The following is a 14,582-nucleotide window of genomic DNA, read 5'->3' as shown; positions in this document are numbered from 1 at the left end:
CCGGGGCAGGTCCCTGGCTCGCGCTCGGGGTGGTACATCAAACGGGGGCACCTCACTGGGGCTTGACACGCCCAGGAGGATTCCTGTATACTGCGGTTGAAAGCAATATAGAATATAGATCACAAACTGGGGGGTGATGGTTGGCTTAAGCTGGATTTCCCTGGTTAACGGGACAAACGACTAGGAAAAGGTGAACAAAGAAGGCAAACTTGCGGTAAAGGAGGGCAACGATGAAGTGGGGGACTTCGAGCAAGGTTGGTGATCGGGTGGGGCGGTTCATCGTTAAGGCGCTGGGCGCGCGCGGCCTCTATGTGCTGCTGGCCCTGGCGGCGTTCATGCTCCTCAGCGGGGCCAACGACAAGTGGAAGCCCTGAAGCTCTAGGTCGTTCATCACCGACGAAGGTGATCATGGGGGGCGGTGCCCCCCTTTAAGTTTCGCTAAGCTTGCTGGCGATGCGCTTACCCACGGGTGCTCGGGTTTACATCGTCGCGGTGGTGGTTGCCGCGCTCGCTTGTATCCTTGTCTTCGTTCCACAAGCTAAACTCACCCCGCAGTTCATCCTCGTCTGGCTTCTCCTTGCCAGCATCGATTTTCTATGCGAGCTCTTCGAGGTCGAGGTCATCGCCAAGAGGAGCACCTCCGCGGCAATGGCGGTGTGCACCGCCGCGGTCTACATCGGAGGCGCTCCGCTTGGGATCCTCACCGTGCTTCTCGCCACCTTGCCGGCCGAGCTCCTCCTTTGCTGGAAAGTCCTAAGCAAGAACAAGTCCCTCTTCGCTGCCTATATCGGGTTCAACGTGGGCCAGCTCGTGATCTCGGTCACCACGGCGGCCCTTGTGCTTAAAGCCCTCGGCGGAACTCCCCCACCATACACAACGATTTGGCACTTTGTCCCTCTATCTTTCGCTTTCATTACGTACACAATTGTCAATAAGTCGGCGGTGGCCCTCATTGTCTACCTTACCGAAAAGATCTCTTTTGTCTATCAGCTCAAGTTCTACTTGCGTCACTTGCTAACTCAATTATTATCCATCGGAATCCTCGGGATCCTTATTGCGGTTCTGTACACCCTTTCTCCATGGTACATCCTGCTCATGCTCAGCCCGCTCACGGTGGTGCAGGCATCCATCCGCGGCTATGCCCGGTTGCGCCAACAGGCCCAACAGGCGTTTGAGCGCATCGCCCGTGTCGTCGGGGAGCGTGACCCCTACACCGGAGAGCACTCCACCGAGGTGGCCAAGCTCGCGGAGCGGCTGGCCCGGGCCCTGCGCCTCCCGGAGGAGGAAACGGAACAGGTCGCCGCCGCGGCGCGGGTCCATGACCTGGGCAAGATCGCCGTCCCTGACCGCATCCTCCTCAAACCGACCAAGCTCTCCCCCGAGGAATGGGCGATCATGACGCGGCATCCGGTGACCAGCGCCGAGCTCCTTCAGGGCTTGGAGATCTACGAGGGGGTCCTGGACATCGTCAAGCACGAGCACGAACACTGGGACGGAAGCGGGTACCCCGATGGCCTGGCCGGCAAAAAGATCCCGCTCGGGGCGCGGATCCTCGCCGTGGCCGATGTGTGGAGCGCCCTCACCTCCGACCGCCCCTACCGGAAGGCCTACTCCAAAGAGGAAGCCCGCCGGATCCTCCAGGAGATGAAAGGGAAGGAGCTCGATCCCCAGTTGGTGGATGAGTTCCTCAAGCTCGTTCAGTAGATGGTCCTCCTCTGGGCGGTTGTCATCGGGGTCTTGGCCGGCCTGCTGCGCCGCGGGAGCTTGGCCCACCTCGCCCGGCTCCGGCTGCGGGGCCTGTGGCTCATCGTGATGGCATTGGTGATCCAACTCCTCATCTTCCCGTTGGGCAGCGCCGGACCGCTGGTCACGGTGGGCACGGTCTGGCTCCACCTGACCTCCTACCTGTTCTTGCTGGTATTCACCGGCCTGAACCGGCGGTACCCGGAGATCCTCGTCATGGGGGGCGGACTCTTGCTCAACCTGATCGCCATCGCCGCCAACGGGGGGTACATGCCGGCCTCGGCCGAGGCCCTCCGCCAGGCCGGGCTCGACCGGGTGGCCGCGGCCCTGGAACAGGGGACACGTCAGGGAAATACAGTGCTCATGGGGCCAGCAACGAGGCTCAACTTCCTCGGAGACTTCCTATATCTCCCCGCCGCCGTGCCCTTGAGCTCCGCGTTCAGCATCGGTGACGTGGTGCTCGCGGCGGGGTTCGTGCTCCTCCTCGCCCGGCGGATGGCTCGCCCCTCTCCCCACCCCCTCCCTGACCCTCCCCCATCTGAAGGGGAGGGTTAAGACAGCACAGGTTTTTCATGGCCCGCGGAGCCTTCGCGGGAGAGGGCCAGGGTGAGGGGACACATCCGGATCAACTCCAGCCGTCGAGGGACAGATTGGGATCCGGGGAAAGCGACAGCGGATCGGCGTGGCCGAGCTCGACGAACCGGTGGTGGGCACAGGCGGCGACGATGACGGCGTTGTCCGTGCACAGCCCCGGTGGGGGGAAGTGGGCCTCGAACCCCCGCTCCCTCGCCCGGGCCGGAAGGACCTGGCGCAGGCGCCGGTTGGCGGCCACCCCGCCCACCACCACGATGCGCGGCAGGGAAAACCGGCGCGCTGCCCGGATCGCCTTCTCCGTGAGCAGATCGACGACGGCCTCCAGGTAAGCGGCACAGAGGTCGGGAGTCGGGGTGTGCGGATGGTCCCGCAGCCAGTACACCGCCGCCGTCTTCAGCCCGGCGAAGCTCATGTCCAACCCTGACTCCAGCATCGGGCGGGGGAACGGCACCGCTCCCGGATCCCCCTCTTCCGCCAGGGCATCGATCTTCGGCCCGGCGGGGTAACCCAGACCAAGGAGCCTCCCGAACTTGTCCAGCGCCTCCCCGGCCGCGTCGTCCCGGGTTCCCCCCACCACCCGGTACTCCCCCCACCGGGGCACGGCCACGAGCAGGGTATGGCCGCCGGAGGCGATCACCCCCAGGAACGGCGGGGGCACCTCGGGCCAGCCCAACCGATGGGCGAACAGGTGCGCGGCGAGGTGGTTCACCCCCACCAGCGGCACCCCCCGGGCCAGGACCACCCCGGCGGCGTAGGCCACCCCCACCAATAGGGGGCCGATGAGCCCTGGTCCGTAGGTCACCCCCACGAGGTCGATCCCGTCCCAGCTCACCCCGGCCGCGACGAGCGCTTCCTGGACAAGGTAGGGGAGCTTGCGCAGGTGATCGCGGGACGCGGCCTCCGGCACCACGCCCCCGTAGCGGGCGTGAAGGTCGGCCTGGGAGTAGACGAGGTTCACCAGCATCTCCCCCCCGTCGCGCACCACCGCCACCGCCGTCTCGTCGCAGGAGGTCTCGATGCCGAGGACGATCATCCCCTGTCCCCTATCCGTGATCCGTTACGCCTCACGCCTTTTGAGCACGCCGATGAACGGCAGGTTCCGGTAGAGCTCGGCGTAGTCGAGCCCATACCCCACCACGAACAGGTTCTCCGGCAGCACGAACCCCACGTAGTCCACCGGCACCTCCACCTCCCGCCGATGCGGCTTGTCCAGAAGCGTGCACACCCGGAGCGTGGCCGGCTCCCGGGCGGAGAGGCCCTTCAGGATGCGGTGGAGGGTCCGGCCGGTGTCCACGATGTCCTCGACGATGAGGAGATCACGGCGGCCAATGGCGCAGTCGAGGTCCTTGAGGATCCGCACCTCCCCGGGACTGGTGCCGTTGCGGTAGCTCGAGACGGCCATGAAGTCGTACTCGAGGGGGATGTCCATGGCCCGGATGAGGTCGGCCATGAACGGCATCGCCCCCTTGAGGAGGCCCACCACCAAGAGCGGCCGCCGGTGGGGGTCGCGCCCGGCCCCGGCGCGGTAGTCCGCGGAGATCTGGGCCCCGAGCTCCCGCACCCGCTGGCCGATCTCGTCGACCGAAATGATCACCCGCTCGATCGTGTTCAGCATTCTCTGCCCTAAACGGCTGGCCCCAAAAACGCCCTCACCAGGAGAACATCTTGGGGGAAGATACCTCAGGATACCCCGATCCCCTGACCCATGCCAATCGCCGGCCGGGCTCACGCACGCACGGCAAACCGCGCCTCGAGCGCCTTCAGCCGGTCCGCGATCCCGGTGTACTCGAGCTCGGCCATTCCGAGCATGGCCGGGCCGAAGAACCCTTGGCGCCGGATCTCCAGGGACTTCTCCGCCGCCTGGTCTCTGATCCGGTCCCAAAACGGATGGTCGAACGCATCCACCGGATCGGAGAGGCGCCCACCGTGACAGGAGAAGGCGAGGGCCATGACCTGAGGTGGGCCGTCGAAGTAGGACACCGGGGTGCCTGCGCGCACCGGCATCAAGGGCCCGATGTGGCTCCCGCGCATGAACCCGGGCACGTAATGGACGAGGGCAAAGGGAGCCAGCACTTCGCCGGTGGCGGGGAAGTCCTTCTGTACCCGCACGATGGCTACCGGGTCGTCCTTGCCCACGTAGCGGCCGGCGATGGCGGTGAGGCGCGTGGTAGAACAGGCCACCGCCTGGTCCCCGCTTGCTCGGGCGTGGATCTTCTCGATCACGAACCGGTCGTTATCACGAAGGAGGGCGGCCAGATCGTACAGATCTTCCGGGGCATCGAGTTCGATCACCCGGTCGGCCTTGGTATGGGCCACGTCCATCACCGTGAACCGGAACCCCTGCCCCAAGGATGGGGACAGGATCAGGCCGGAACAGTGCATCGGATCGGCGAACGCCAGGTACAGGGGGAGGTTCAGCGCCCCCGGGGAGGTCTTGTCGGCGAGGAGCAGGAGGAACGCCTCGCCAGGGCGTTCGAGGAACGAAAGCTCGGCCACCCCCGGCCCGAGGCCGCGCACGTTGCCGGAGAACGCGTCCCGGAGGAGATCCTGGCCGGCGCCGTATAACCCTGCCTCCCGGGCGATCCGCGCCCCCATCTTGAACGCCTCCCACGCCAGCTTGTGCACCTCGCGGCTCCCCACCCCCTCCCGATGGGAAAGGAGGAGGCAGATGTCGTCCCCGAGGTGGGTCACGTGGTGATCGATCAGGATACCGCCTCCCTCGCGCGACAGGAACTCCTTGACCCGGGCCAACATCTCCCAAGACGGGGTGAGATGCCCGCCGACGCTGCCCACATCGGCCTTGATCGCCGAGAGCGTAATCTCGTTCACCTCCACCTCCTAACCGCCCGGAGAAAGGGCGCAGGCCAGGTCCAGGAGCAGCCGGCCGGCTACCGTCCTGCGGTAGTCGGCCGAGGCCCGGAGGTCGGAGATGGGCCGGGTGGCCGCGGACAGCGTCTCCACCAGGTCGGCGAGGGCGTCCGGGGCCAGAGGCCGCCCGGTCAGCGCCGCCTCCACCTCCCGCGGTCGGACCACGGTGGGGGCGACCGATCCCAGGGCGAGGCGCGCCCGCTCGATCGTGCCATCCCGCAGCCAGAGGAGGGCCCCAAGGGAAGCGATGGCGATGATCAGGGCCCGCCGGCGTCCCACCTTGCGGAAGTACGCCCGAGGTGCCCCCTCGGGGAACGGCAGGTACAGGGAACGGATGAGTTCCCCCGGCCGCAGGGCCGTTTTCCCAGGGCCGAGGACGAACTCCTCCACCGGCAGCGCCCGCTCCCCGTCCGGTCCCACCAAGTTCACCCGCGCCTCGAGGAGGTACAGGGGGATAAGGCCATCCCCGGCCGGGGAGGCGTTGGCCAGGTTCCCGCCCAGGGTCCCCATGGCCCGAATGGCCGGGGAGCCGATGGTCTCCAGGGCCAGCCTGAGGATGGGGAGCCGCGCTGCGGCCGGGGAGGCGAGGATCTCGGCGTGGGTGGCCGCGGCCCCGATCTCGACCTTGCTTTCGCCCACCGAGACCCGGCGCAGCTCGGGGAGGTCCCCAATGTACACCAAGAACGGCGGGCGCTCGACCCCCTTCCGCAGCCGCACGAATACGTCCGTGCCCCCGGCGAGGGGTTTCCCCCCCTCGGCGACCAGGCACACCGCCTCGGCGAGGTCCCGCGGCCTCACGATCTCCGCCAGACCGGTTCTACGCACCACCGGCCTCCTCGTGGACACATCACGGCGCTCACAAACACGAACGTCGCAGACATCGTTGAGGTTGCCCAAGGTCGTCGGCCACGTCCACGTCCCGGATCACCCCGGGGTCGTCCCACGGGATCAGCTCACAGTCGGCCAAAAGATCCCGGGCGCCCACATCGCCCGCAAGCACGAGAAGCCCCGGCCCGAGCGAAGGGGGAAGGTACACCGGGAACCCCCGCTGCCCACGGTAGGAGAGCGCCACCGGCCGGTCCCCGGCCCGCGCGAGCACGGCCCGTGCCCCGGCCTCCGGCACCCACGGCATGTCCCCGAGGAACAGGAGCATCCCTCCCTCCACCTCCTCCGCCGCTCGCCTGAGCGAGGCCCCAATCCCCTCGGGCCAATCCTCGTTGATCACGATCCGCCACCTCCCCCCTCCCTCTCCCCCTTGCGGGAGAGGGCCGGGGTGAGGGGGGAACAACGCTTGACGGATCGCTTGGGCCTCGGCCCCGAGGACGATCACCCGCTCCGCAAGGGGCAGCCGTTCCACGAGGCTTAGCACCCACGCGAGGAGCGGCCGCCCATCGAGCAGCAAAAGAAGCTTGGGCCGCCCCAGGAGAGCTGGATCCCCTTCGGAGCTCCGCATCTCTTTCATGCGGCGGCCGGCCCCGGCGGCGAGCACGACCCCGGTCACCGGGGGCAGGCCTTCTCCGCCGCCCGCAGCACCGCCTCCACCACCTGCGCGTACCCGGTACACCGACATAGGTTGCCGGACAGATACGCCCGCACCTCGTCCCGCGTAGGCCGTGGGTTCTCCCGGAGGAGGGCATACGCGGCCATGACGAGACCCGGCGTGCAGAACCCGCATTGCACGCCTGCCGTCTCGATGAACGCCTCCTGCAGAAGATCCAGCTGGCCGGCCTCGCTCAAACCCTCGATGGTCAGGACGTCCTTCCCCTCCACCTGGACGGCGGCGGTGAGGCAGGCCAGGCGGGGCTTTCCGTCCACCACCACCGTGCACGCCCCGCATTCCCCCTCCCCGCATCCCTCCTTCGCCCCGGTGAGGCCCAGGTCCTCGCGCAGGAGGTCGAGGAGGCGGCGCCCCGGTGGCACGTCCACCGCCACCGGACGCCCGTTCAGCCTGAACTGGATCGTCATTCGCCCACCGCCTCCGCCACCGCCTCGATCCGCGGCGGGATCAGGGTGGGCTCGGGGAGCCCTCGCAGCGCCCCCTCCGGGTCCTTAAGCCCGGACCCGGTGATGAACAGGACCACCTTCGCCCCTTCCGGCACGGCCCCGTCGCGCAGGAGCCGGAGGAGCCCGGCGCATGGGGCGGCCCCGGCCGGCTCGGCGAACACCCCGGCCCGGCGGGCCAGCTCCTGGACCCCGGACACGATCTCGTCGTCGGTCACGGTGACAAACCCACCGCCGGTGGCGGCCACGCAGCGCACCGCCTTCACCACGTCGCGGGGCGTACCGACCCGGATCGAGTCGGCCACCGTGTCCGCCCGCTCCTCCGCGGGGAGGATCGGCCGGCCCTGTTCGTGGCGCTCAAAGGCATGGGCGATGGCCGCCGCCCCGGCCGCCTGCACCCCGTACACCCGGGGCACCCGGTCGGCCAGCCCCACCTTCACCAGCTCCTGGAACCCCTTGCAGATCCCGGACACCACCGACCCATCCCCTGCGGCCACCAGGGCGAAGTCCAGGGGGTCCCCGCCGATCTGCTCCCACACCTCGAGGGCCCCGGTCTTGTTCCCCTCCACCACCATCGGGTTCCACCCATCGGAGCGGTTGTACCACCCAAACCGGTCTGCAGCTTGGATCGCGAGCTCATAGGCCTCGCCGTAGGTGCCATCCACGACGAACACCATCGCCCCGAACGCGAGGAGCTGAGCGACCTTGGGGCGGGGGGCGTTCTTGGGAACGAAGATGTAGCAGGGGATCCCGGCCGCAGCGCAGAACCCGGCGAGGGACGTGGCCGCATTCCCGGTGGAGGCGCAGGCGCACGCATCCCGACCGAGCTTCCTCGCCGCGGCCACCGCCACCGCCGTGCCCCGATCCTTGCAGGAGGCGGTGGGGTTGAGGGTGTCGTCCTTGATCCACAGCGCCCCAAGGCCGAGCTCGGCGGCCAAAGTCGGGCACTCGTAGAGCGGGGTCCACCCCGGCCGCAGGGGCACCGCGTACTCCACCCCTACCGGGAGGAGCTCCTCGTACCGCCACAGCGAGTTCCGCCGCGTCTCGGCGAAGCTCCCGGGGACAAGGCGCCTGGCCAGGGCCCGGTAGTCGTAGAGCACCTCCAGCGTCCCGCTCAAGGGCCCGCACCGGGGGCAGGCGTAGTCCACCGACCACGGGTCGTACTCTCGGCCACAACCCACACAGCGGAACGCGATCGGCTCACCCATGGCGTTCCTTCACGGCGGCGACCCACTCCGCCCCCGGCGTGCTCACCGCGAAACGATGGGTCGGGCTCACACTTGGAGTATAGCGCGGAAACACACATCCGTACACAGAGGTGCCGATGGGGATGGCCATAACACCCTCAGGCTTCCGGTCAGGCCATGTTCGCCGGGTGGATCAGCCGCGCTTGCCGGTGCCGAGCAAGAACGGGAGCGAATCCCGAACGCCCCGGAGCAGGACCGCCATCTCCGCCGCCGGCCTCAGGGAGCGCGTCCCGGGGAACCCCGTCTTCAACGCCATCCCCTCGATCCCGAAATCGGGGGTGAACCGCACCCGGACGTGCGCGTCCGCAAAGACCAGCACGCCGTCCTTGACCTCCAGGCGCGCTTCCTCGCCGCCTTCCCGCCGCCGGATCGTGTTCCCCTCGATGTGGAAGGCGTTGTCCGATTCTTGCTCGAAGTCGCGCTCCGAGAGGAACAGCCGCGGCTTATCTAGGTAAGGCTTCCCGTGGTGCACGCAGAACGTGGCGCAGTTGCCGCACGCGTTGCAGAAGTCGTCCACGTGGACGATCTGCCGGGACTGTTCGATGCGGAACGGCTCCGTCCCGGCCACGACCAGCTTGCCCTTCTGGCAGCTCAAGCGGGGCACGGCCCAGCTCCCGGGTGCCACGATGTAGGTGAGGTTGGCCCGGTTCGGGCAAACCTCCACGCACTTGTCGCAGAAGGCGGAGCACTGAAGGCACCGGACCGCCTCTCGACGGGCCTCGTCCTCGGCCAGCGTCTGCTCCACGAGATCGAAGCCCTCGCGCTCCTCCACCGAAAGCAGCGCCGGCCGGTGCTGGAGCTCCTTGCGGGCGCGGGCCCGTTTGACCTCCAGGATGTCCGCCTCCGAAAGGGCCACCGGCCGAGCCGGCCACGTCCGGAACGCGATGCCGAGCTCCCGCGAGATCGCCTCTGCCGCCCGGCGCCCGTCGGCGCAGGCCTCGACGATGGTCGCCGGTCCCCGGACCGCATCCCCACCGGCGTACACGTGCTCCGCCGCCCGCCCGGTGTCGGGGTCGACGGCGATCCTCCCGTCCCCACGCAGGGAGATCCCGCTCCCGGCGAGGAAGGCGAGGTCCGGGCGCTGGCCGACGGCGACGATGATGGCATCGGCCTCGATCTGGAACGCGCTTCCCGCGATCGGCACCGGCCGCCGGCGCCCGTCGGCGTCGGGCTCACCCAGCGCGTTGCGCACGCACTCGAGTGCCGCCACCCGTCCGTCCTTGAGGACGATCCGCTCCGGGCTGACGAGCTCCAGGAGGGCGTTGCCTTCAGCCAGGAGCCCCTCCACCTCTTCCTTTTCGGCCGGCATCTCGGCCCGGGTCCGCCGGTAGACCACCGTCACCGGCCGCCCGGTGAGGCGCCGGGCGGCCCGGGCCGCGTCCATCGCGGTGTTGCCGCCACCGATGACGAGCACCCTCGACCCCAGGTCCGGTCGTTCTCCCCGGCTCAGCCGGCGCAGGAAGTCGAGGGCACCGAACACGCCCCCGCCGTCCTCGCCCTCGATCCCGAGGCGCGCGTCCCGCTGGAACCCGCACGCCACGTAGACCGCGTCGAAGCCGTCCGCAAGGAGCGCCTCCGGGGAGCGGGTGACGGGGGTGGAGAGCCTGATCTCCACCCCCAGTCCTTTGATCCGCTCGATGTCCGCCGCCACGACCTCCCGCGGGAGCCGAAACTGGGGGGCGAGGGCGAGCATCCCTCCCGGGATGTCCTGCGCCTCGAAGATCGTGACCTGGACCCCGCTCAGCGCCAGGAAGTAGGCGGCGGCGAGGCCGGACGGCCCGCTCCCCACGATCGCCACCCTTCCTTTCGTCTGTGGCGACTTGTGACGTGTGAGTTGCGACTGTCCTTTCTCCACGGCGAACCGCTTCAGGGCGCGGATCGCCACCGGCTCCTCGTAGTTGTTCCGGGTGCAGCGGGTCTGGCAAGCGTTCGTGCACACGTGCCCGGTCACGGCGGGCAAGGGATTCCGACCGAGGATGACCGCGAGGGCCCGGTCGTACTCCCCGTGGGCAACCCACCACGCGTACTCGGGCACGTCCTGGCGGACGGCGCACTTCTCCACGCACGGGGCGGCGATGCAGTCGAACAGATCCAGCCCCGATTCGACCTTGGGGAGCCCATACGGGAAGTAGCCCTTCTTGTAGCGCGGGTTCGTAAGCGCATCGGCGGCGGCCCGGTCCAGGTTGGCAAGCCTATCTTTGGCAAGTTCGTCCAGGCTCCCCACGCCCCGGGCGCGCATCTCCGCTTCGAGGACCTCGAGCCACTGCAGGAACCGGGCGTAGCCGCCGGGCTTGAGGATGTCGGAGACGGCGGTGACGGGCCGGGCCCCGCAGGCGAGGATCGTCGTGAGGTTGTGGGCGTCGGCGCCGGCGGAGTAGGACACGGCGAGATCCCCGTCGAAGTCCTGGACCAGCTTCCGGAACAGGTTCATGGTGATGGGATAGAGGGCGCGGCCGGACATGTACATCTCGTCCCCGGGGAGAACCCCCTTGTGGTTGGCCATGGCCAGGGTGTTGCTGAGCTTCACGCCGAACGAGAGTCCACGCGCGGAAGCTACCTTCTGAAGGGTCCTGATCAACGCCACCGCCCGGGGGTACTCCAGGTCGTGCGCGAACACCCGGTCGGGGATGTCGATCTCGCGGTAGCCGAGGCGGTCGTGGAGGATGCGCATCACCTCGTCCTTGCCCAACAGGGTCGGGTTGAGCTTGACGAACGTGTGCAACCCGCGCTCTTCGAGGAGGAAACGCGCGATCCGCTCGATCTCGTCCGAGGGGCACCCGTGCATGGTGGACAGGGTGACGTTGTCCGTGATCCGGGAGGGGATCTCGACGTCGGCGAACTGGGGGAACCGCCGGCGCAAGGTGTCCTGGATCTCCGCGATCCCCCCGGACGCGTCCTGCAGCCGATCCATAAACCGGGTCATGGGCGGGCTCTGGATCCCCGCGAGGTTGTAGCCGACGCTCATGTTGAAGATTGTGCCGAGCGGCACGTCATCGAACCCGAGGCGTGAGCGCAGGACGTGGATCAGGGCCCAGGCGTGGATGTACTCGCGGGCGGACTCCTCGAGCTTGAGCTCCTGGGACCACTCCACGTTGTACCCCTCGTCTTCCATGTCGATGCACGGCCGGGGGATCGCAAGCTCGTCCAAAACTTGGACCGTCTTGAGCTCGATGAACCGGGCCCCGCAGAGCCAGGCCGAGACGATGTTCTGGGATGCTTGGGTGTGGGGCCCGGCCGCGGGGCCGATGGGGGTCCCGAGGCGGTGGCCGAACACCTCGCTCGCGTACGGGGCGTCCTTCCGGGGCACGTAGAAAAGAGACCGGTGGATGCCGAAGATGGAGCCGCTGTGCTCAAGCTCCCCGAGCATCCAATCGAGGAGGACGTCGAACGGCTGCACCCTCATCTTGTCCGGCATCGCCTATCTCCCATGGCGTCGCAGGCACGCTCCAACGCGGGACGCCGCAGATGAAGTGCGACGCTACACGTATACGTTGGGATCACCACCCCAATCCCCTTCATTCCACCCACTGTAGCGTCGGGGCTTGTCCCCGACGTTGGCCGGGCCTCGTTGTCCCACGTCCGGTCCTACAACTTGGCCCACAGCTTCTGGGCGACCTCGCGGGCCCGGGCGAGGGCCGCCCGTTCGTCCACGCCCTGGACCTTGCCCTCCGCGAACCGCATCTCCCCGGCCACGATCACCACCCGGGGCCGGAGCCCCTCGGAGACGGAGGCGAACAGGAGGTGCGCAAGGAGGTTCTCCGGCACAAGCGGGGTTGGCGGCTCGTAGTTCCACACCACGAGGTCGGCCGCGCACCCGGCGCTCAGCCGCCCCATGGGCACGCCAAACGACGCTTCCGCAAGGGCATAGTTGTGACGGAGCAAGGAAAGCAGGGCCGAGTCCCCGAGCGCGGTGGGATCGCCGCTTGCGTGGTGGGCGAGGAGGCGGGCGGTGAGGAGCTCGCCGACCATGTCGCATCCGAACCCGTCCGTACCGATCCCCACCTTGATCCCGCGGGCGAGCATCGCCGTCACCTGGGCCGCGCCCACGGCGTTGTTCATGTTCGACCGGGGGTTGTGGATCACGTTCGCCGGCCGCCCGGCGAGGAGGTCGAGCTCGGCCTGGGCGAGCTGGATCCCGTGGGCGAGGATGGTCCTCGGGGTGAAGATCCCGAACTGGTCCAGCCGCTCCGCGGTGCGCATCCCGTACTTTTGGAGGGCGTCCACCGGGTCCTCTTTCCCCTCGGCGAGGTGGAGGTGGAACGGGAGCTTCTGCGGCTCGGCAGCGGAAACCACCTTGGCGAGCGTCTCGTCGGACAGGGTGAACGAGGCGTGAAGGCCCATGTGGGCGGCGAACCGGCCGCCCCCGGCTTCTTCTTGGGCGAACCGCACGTTCTCGGCGATCCCGGCGTCCCGCTCCGCCGGCCCCCCGCGGTCGGTGACCTCGTAGCAGAGGTCCGCGCGCAGGCCCACCTCCGCCACCGCCCGCCGGATCTGGGAGAGCGACCCAGCGATCGCTGTCGGGGAAGCGTGATGGTCGAAGAACGCCGTGACCCCGGCCTTGAGGTGCTGGAGCGCTCCGACCAGGGCCGAGTGGTACACCCCGTCCAGGTCGAGGGCCCGGTCCACCCGCCACCAGAGCTGCTCGAGGATCTGGCGGAAGCCCTTCGGGGCAAACCCGGGGAGGGGCATCCCCCGGGCCAGGGACGAGTACAGATGGGCGTGGGCATTGACGAGCCCGGGGGTGAGGAGGCGGCCTCCGGCGTCGATCCGCTGGGCCCCGGGGGCGTCCGGGGCCGGGTCCGGGCCCACCGCCTCGATCCGCCCGCCGTCGATCAGCACGTACCCCGACTCGTGGAAGGTCCCGAAGAAGTCCGCGATCCTCGCCCGCTCAATGATCAACGCCATGTCCGTAGTTTACGGGTTCAGCCCGGTCCCCAAGAAGCCGCACCACTTCTGGGGTGGGCAGGGGGGCCGCGCGATGGCGGCCCCCCTTGTCGTGGGGGTCTACGGTTCCCCCGGCCACGGGCCGACCACGCCCTCCACCGCCCACTCCATGGTGATCAGGGCGTCGTAGGAGAGCCACATCCCCTCCGGGACCCGCAGCTCGCCCTTGCGGTCGTACACCGGGCCCTGGAACGGATCGTACGTGACCCCCGGATCGCCCATCTGCTCGAGTCGAGCGATCACCAGGTCGTACACGGAGATCTTCCCCAGGAGCGGGTCGGTCACCGCCACCGCCTTGAGCGCGTCCTCGAACCTCGGGCTGATGAGCATCCCCGGCTTTGCCCCTACCTCCACCGCGCCTTGGGAGAGGAGCCACCAGTAGTCCACGGTGGCCAGGTTCTCCGCCGTGTACGCCCCGGCCCTCACCTTGCCGAGGAAGTCGAGGTAGATCTTCTCCCAGTGCACGATCTGCCCGGACACCACGTGGTTCGGGGCGAAGTCGTACATCGGGGAATAGTGGCCGAAGGACGGGAGCCCCTTCTCCGCCGCCACCTGGACCACGGTCGGGGAGTCCTCGGTGAACGCGAACACATCGCACCCCTCGGCGATCAACGCCTCGGTGGCCTCCTTGGCCGCGGCCGGGTTGAACCACTCGTAGATCCAGCGCACGTGCACCGTGGCGCTCGGGTTCACCTCGCGCACCCCGATCGTGAACGCGTTGATGTGCCGCTTCACCTCAGGGATCGGGAACGCCCCCACGTACCCGACCTTGCCGGTCTTGGTGAGGGCCCCGGCCATGAGGCCGTTCAGGTAGTACACCTGGTAGAAGTCGGCCATGTACGTGGCCAGGTTCGGGGCCCGCTTGAACCCAGAGCAGTGGGCAAAGATCACGTTCGGATACCGTTCGGCCGCCGCCAGCGTCCCGTCCATAAACCCGAAGCTGGTGGTGAAAATGACGTTGCACCCCTGACGGACCAGCTGGTCGATGTACGTCTCCACCTCCCCTTCGGGCACGGACTCCACGTACACCGTCTCCACCCCAAGTTCCCGCTCGACGATCAGGCGCCCCAGGTTGTGGGCGTGGCTCCACCCGTAGTCGCCGATGGGGCCCACGTAGATGAACCCCACCTTGAGCTTCGCCTGGGCAAGGCCCACCGAGCCCAGGAGCACCGTCGCCACCATCAC

At 68.4% G+C, this 14,582-nt stretch carries 13 protein-coding genes; 3 read left to right on the top strand and 10 right to left on the bottom strand.

The window, feature by feature from the left end:
- Nucleotides 1-230 precede the first annotated feature (230 nt).
- From NUV94_07030 to NUV94_07020, 3 genes are all read left to right on the top strand, one after another.
- Nucleotides 231-374: a hypothetical protein gene (locus NUV94_07030; protein ID MCR4392501.1), complete on the top strand. Its 144-nt coding sequence runs from the start codon at nucleotides 231-233 to the stop codon at nucleotides 372-374.
- A 79-nt stretch (nucleotides 375-453) separates the two neighbouring features.
- Nucleotides 454-1,704 carry an HD domain-containing protein gene (locus tag NUV94_07025; protein ID MCR4392500.1) on the top strand — a complete coding sequence of 417 codons (1,251 nt, stop codon included), beginning with the start codon at nucleotides 454-456 and terminating at the stop codon, nucleotides 1,702-1,704.
- Nucleotides 1,705-2,298, top strand: a complete 594-nt coding sequence (locus tag NUV94_07020; GenBank protein ID MCR4392499.1) for a DUF5317 domain-containing protein — start codon at nucleotides 1,705-1,707, stop codon at nucleotides 2,296-2,298. It abuts the gene before it with no gap.
- A gap of 70 nt (nucleotides 2,299-2,368) precedes the next feature.
- On the opposite strand, the gene tsaD is transcribed toward NUV94_07020, so the two are convergent.
- The 10 genes from tsaD to NUV94_06970 form a co-directional block, all read right to left on the bottom strand.
- Entirely contained in the window at nucleotides 2,369-3,370 is a 1,002-nt protein-coding gene (tsaD, locus tag NUV94_07015; GenBank protein MCR4392498.1) for a tRNA (adenosine(37)-N6)-threonylcarbamoyltransferase complex transferase subunit TsaD, read from the bottom strand.
- A gap of 24 nt (nucleotides 3,371-3,394) precedes the next feature.
- Nucleotides 3,395-3,952 carry a hypoxanthine phosphoribosyltransferase gene (hpt, locus tag NUV94_07010; protein MCR4392497.1) on the bottom strand — a complete coding sequence of 186 codons (558 nt, stop codon included), beginning with the start codon at nucleotides 3,950-3,952 and terminating at the stop codon, nucleotides 3,395-3,397.
- A gap of 110 nt (nucleotides 3,953-4,062) precedes the next feature.
- Entirely contained in the window at nucleotides 4,063-5,166 is a 1,104-nt protein-coding gene (locus tag NUV94_07005; protein MCR4392496.1) for a fructose-1,6-bisphosphatase, read from the bottom strand.
- Nucleotides 5,167-5,175: 9 nt separating this feature from the next.
- Entirely contained in the window at nucleotides 5,176-6,033 is an 858-nt protein-coding gene (locus NUV94_07000) for a xanthine dehydrogenase family protein subunit M (GenBank protein ID MCR4392495.1), read from the bottom strand.
- Nucleotides 6,034-6,061: 28 nt separating this feature from the next.
- On the bottom strand, nucleotides 6,062-6,706 hold the full coding sequence (locus NUV94_06995) for an NTP transferase domain-containing protein (protein ID MCR4392494.1): 645 nt from the start codon (nucleotides 6,704-6,706) through the stop codon (nucleotides 6,062-6,064).
- On the bottom strand, nucleotides 6,703-7,170 hold the full coding sequence (locus NUV94_06990; GenBank protein ID MCR4392493.1) for a (2Fe-2S)-binding protein: 468 nt from the start codon (nucleotides 7,168-7,170) through the stop codon (nucleotides 6,703-6,705). The genes NUV94_06995 and NUV94_06990 overlap by 4 nt, the downstream gene beginning before the upstream one ends.
- Nucleotides 7,167-8,414 carry a threonine synthase gene (gene thrC / locus NUV94_06985; GenBank protein ID MCR4392492.1) on the bottom strand — a complete coding sequence of 416 codons (1,248 nt, stop codon included), beginning with the start codon at nucleotides 8,412-8,414 and terminating at the stop codon, nucleotides 7,167-7,169. Before thrC ends, NUV94_06990 begins: the two co-directional genes overlap by 4 nt.
- A 172-nt stretch (nucleotides 8,415-8,586) precedes the next feature.
- Nucleotides 8,587-11,868, bottom strand: a complete 3,282-nt coding sequence (ygfK, locus tag NUV94_06980) for a putative selenate reductase subunit YgfK (protein MCR4392491.1) — start codon at nucleotides 11,866-11,868, stop codon at nucleotides 8,587-8,589.
- Between the two features lie 170 nt (nucleotides 11,869-12,038).
- A complete protein-coding gene (gene ssnA, locus NUV94_06975; GenBank protein ID MCR4392490.1) occupies nucleotides 12,039-13,358 on the bottom strand; it encodes a putative aminohydrolase SsnA in 1,320 nt (439 codons plus the stop codon).
- 99 nt (nucleotides 13,359-13,457) lie between these two features.
- The gene (locus tag NUV94_06970) at nucleotides 13,458-14,579 is read right to left on the bottom strand and encodes a BMP family ABC transporter substrate-binding protein (protein MCR4392489.1); all 1,122 of its coding nucleotides are present in this window, start codon (nucleotides 14,577-14,579) and stop codon (nucleotides 13,458-13,460) included.
- Between the last annotated feature and the right edge of the window lie 3 nt (nucleotides 14,580-14,582).

The sequence above is a fragment of the Candidatus Acetothermia bacterium genome (genome assembly GCA_024653305.1).
In the GTDB taxonomy this organism is placed as follows: domain Bacteria; phylum Bipolaricaulota; class Bipolaricaulia; order Bipolaricaulales; family Bipolaricaulaceae; genus JACIWI01.
The sequence above is the reverse complement of the archived record's forward strand: the minus strand, read 5'-3'. Positions and strand labels throughout refer to the sequence as shown.

What these genes read in the sequence shown, in the direction of transcription:
- NUV94_06990 (MCR4392493.1), bottom strand. Translation starts at nt 7,170, where the DNA reads ATGACGATCCAGTTCAGGCTGAACGGGCGTCCGGTGGCGGTGGACGTG.
- thrC (MCR4392492.1), bottom strand. Translation starts at nt 8,414, where the DNA reads ATGGGTGAGCCGATCGCGTTCCGCTGTGTGGGTTGTGGCCGAGAGTAC.
- NUV94_07025 (MCR4392500.1), top strand. Translation starts at nt 454, where the DNA reads ATGCGCTTACCCACGGGTGCTCGGGTTTACATCGTCGCGGTGGTGGTT.
- ygfK (MCR4392491.1), bottom strand. Translation starts at nt 11,868, where the DNA reads ATGCCGGACAAGATGAGGGTGCAGCCGTTCGACGTCCTCCTCGATTGG.
- ssnA (MCR4392490.1), bottom strand. Translation starts at nt 13,358, where the DNA reads ATGGCGTTGATCATTGAGCGGGCGAGGATCGCGGACTTCTTCGGGACC.
- NUV94_07020 (MCR4392499.1), top strand. Translation starts at nt 1,705, where the DNA reads ATGGTCCTCCTCTGGGCGGTTGTCATCGGGGTCTTGGCCGGCCTGCTG.
- NUV94_06970 (MCR4392489.1), bottom strand. Translation starts at nt 14,579, where the DNA reads ATGGTGGCGACGGTGCTCCTGGGCTCGGTGGGCCTTGCCCAGGCGAAG.
- NUV94_07030 (MCR4392501.1), top strand. Translation starts at nt 231, where the DNA reads ATGAAGTGGGGGACTTCGAGCAAGGTTGGTGATCGGGTGGGGCGGTTC.
- tsaD (MCR4392498.1), bottom strand. Translation starts at nt 3,370, where the DNA reads ATGATCGTCCTCGGCATCGAGACCTCCTGCGACGAGACGGCGGTGGCG.
- hpt (MCR4392497.1), bottom strand. Translation starts at nt 3,952, where the DNA reads ATGCTGAACACGATCGAGCGGGTGATCATTTCGGTCGACGAGATCGGC.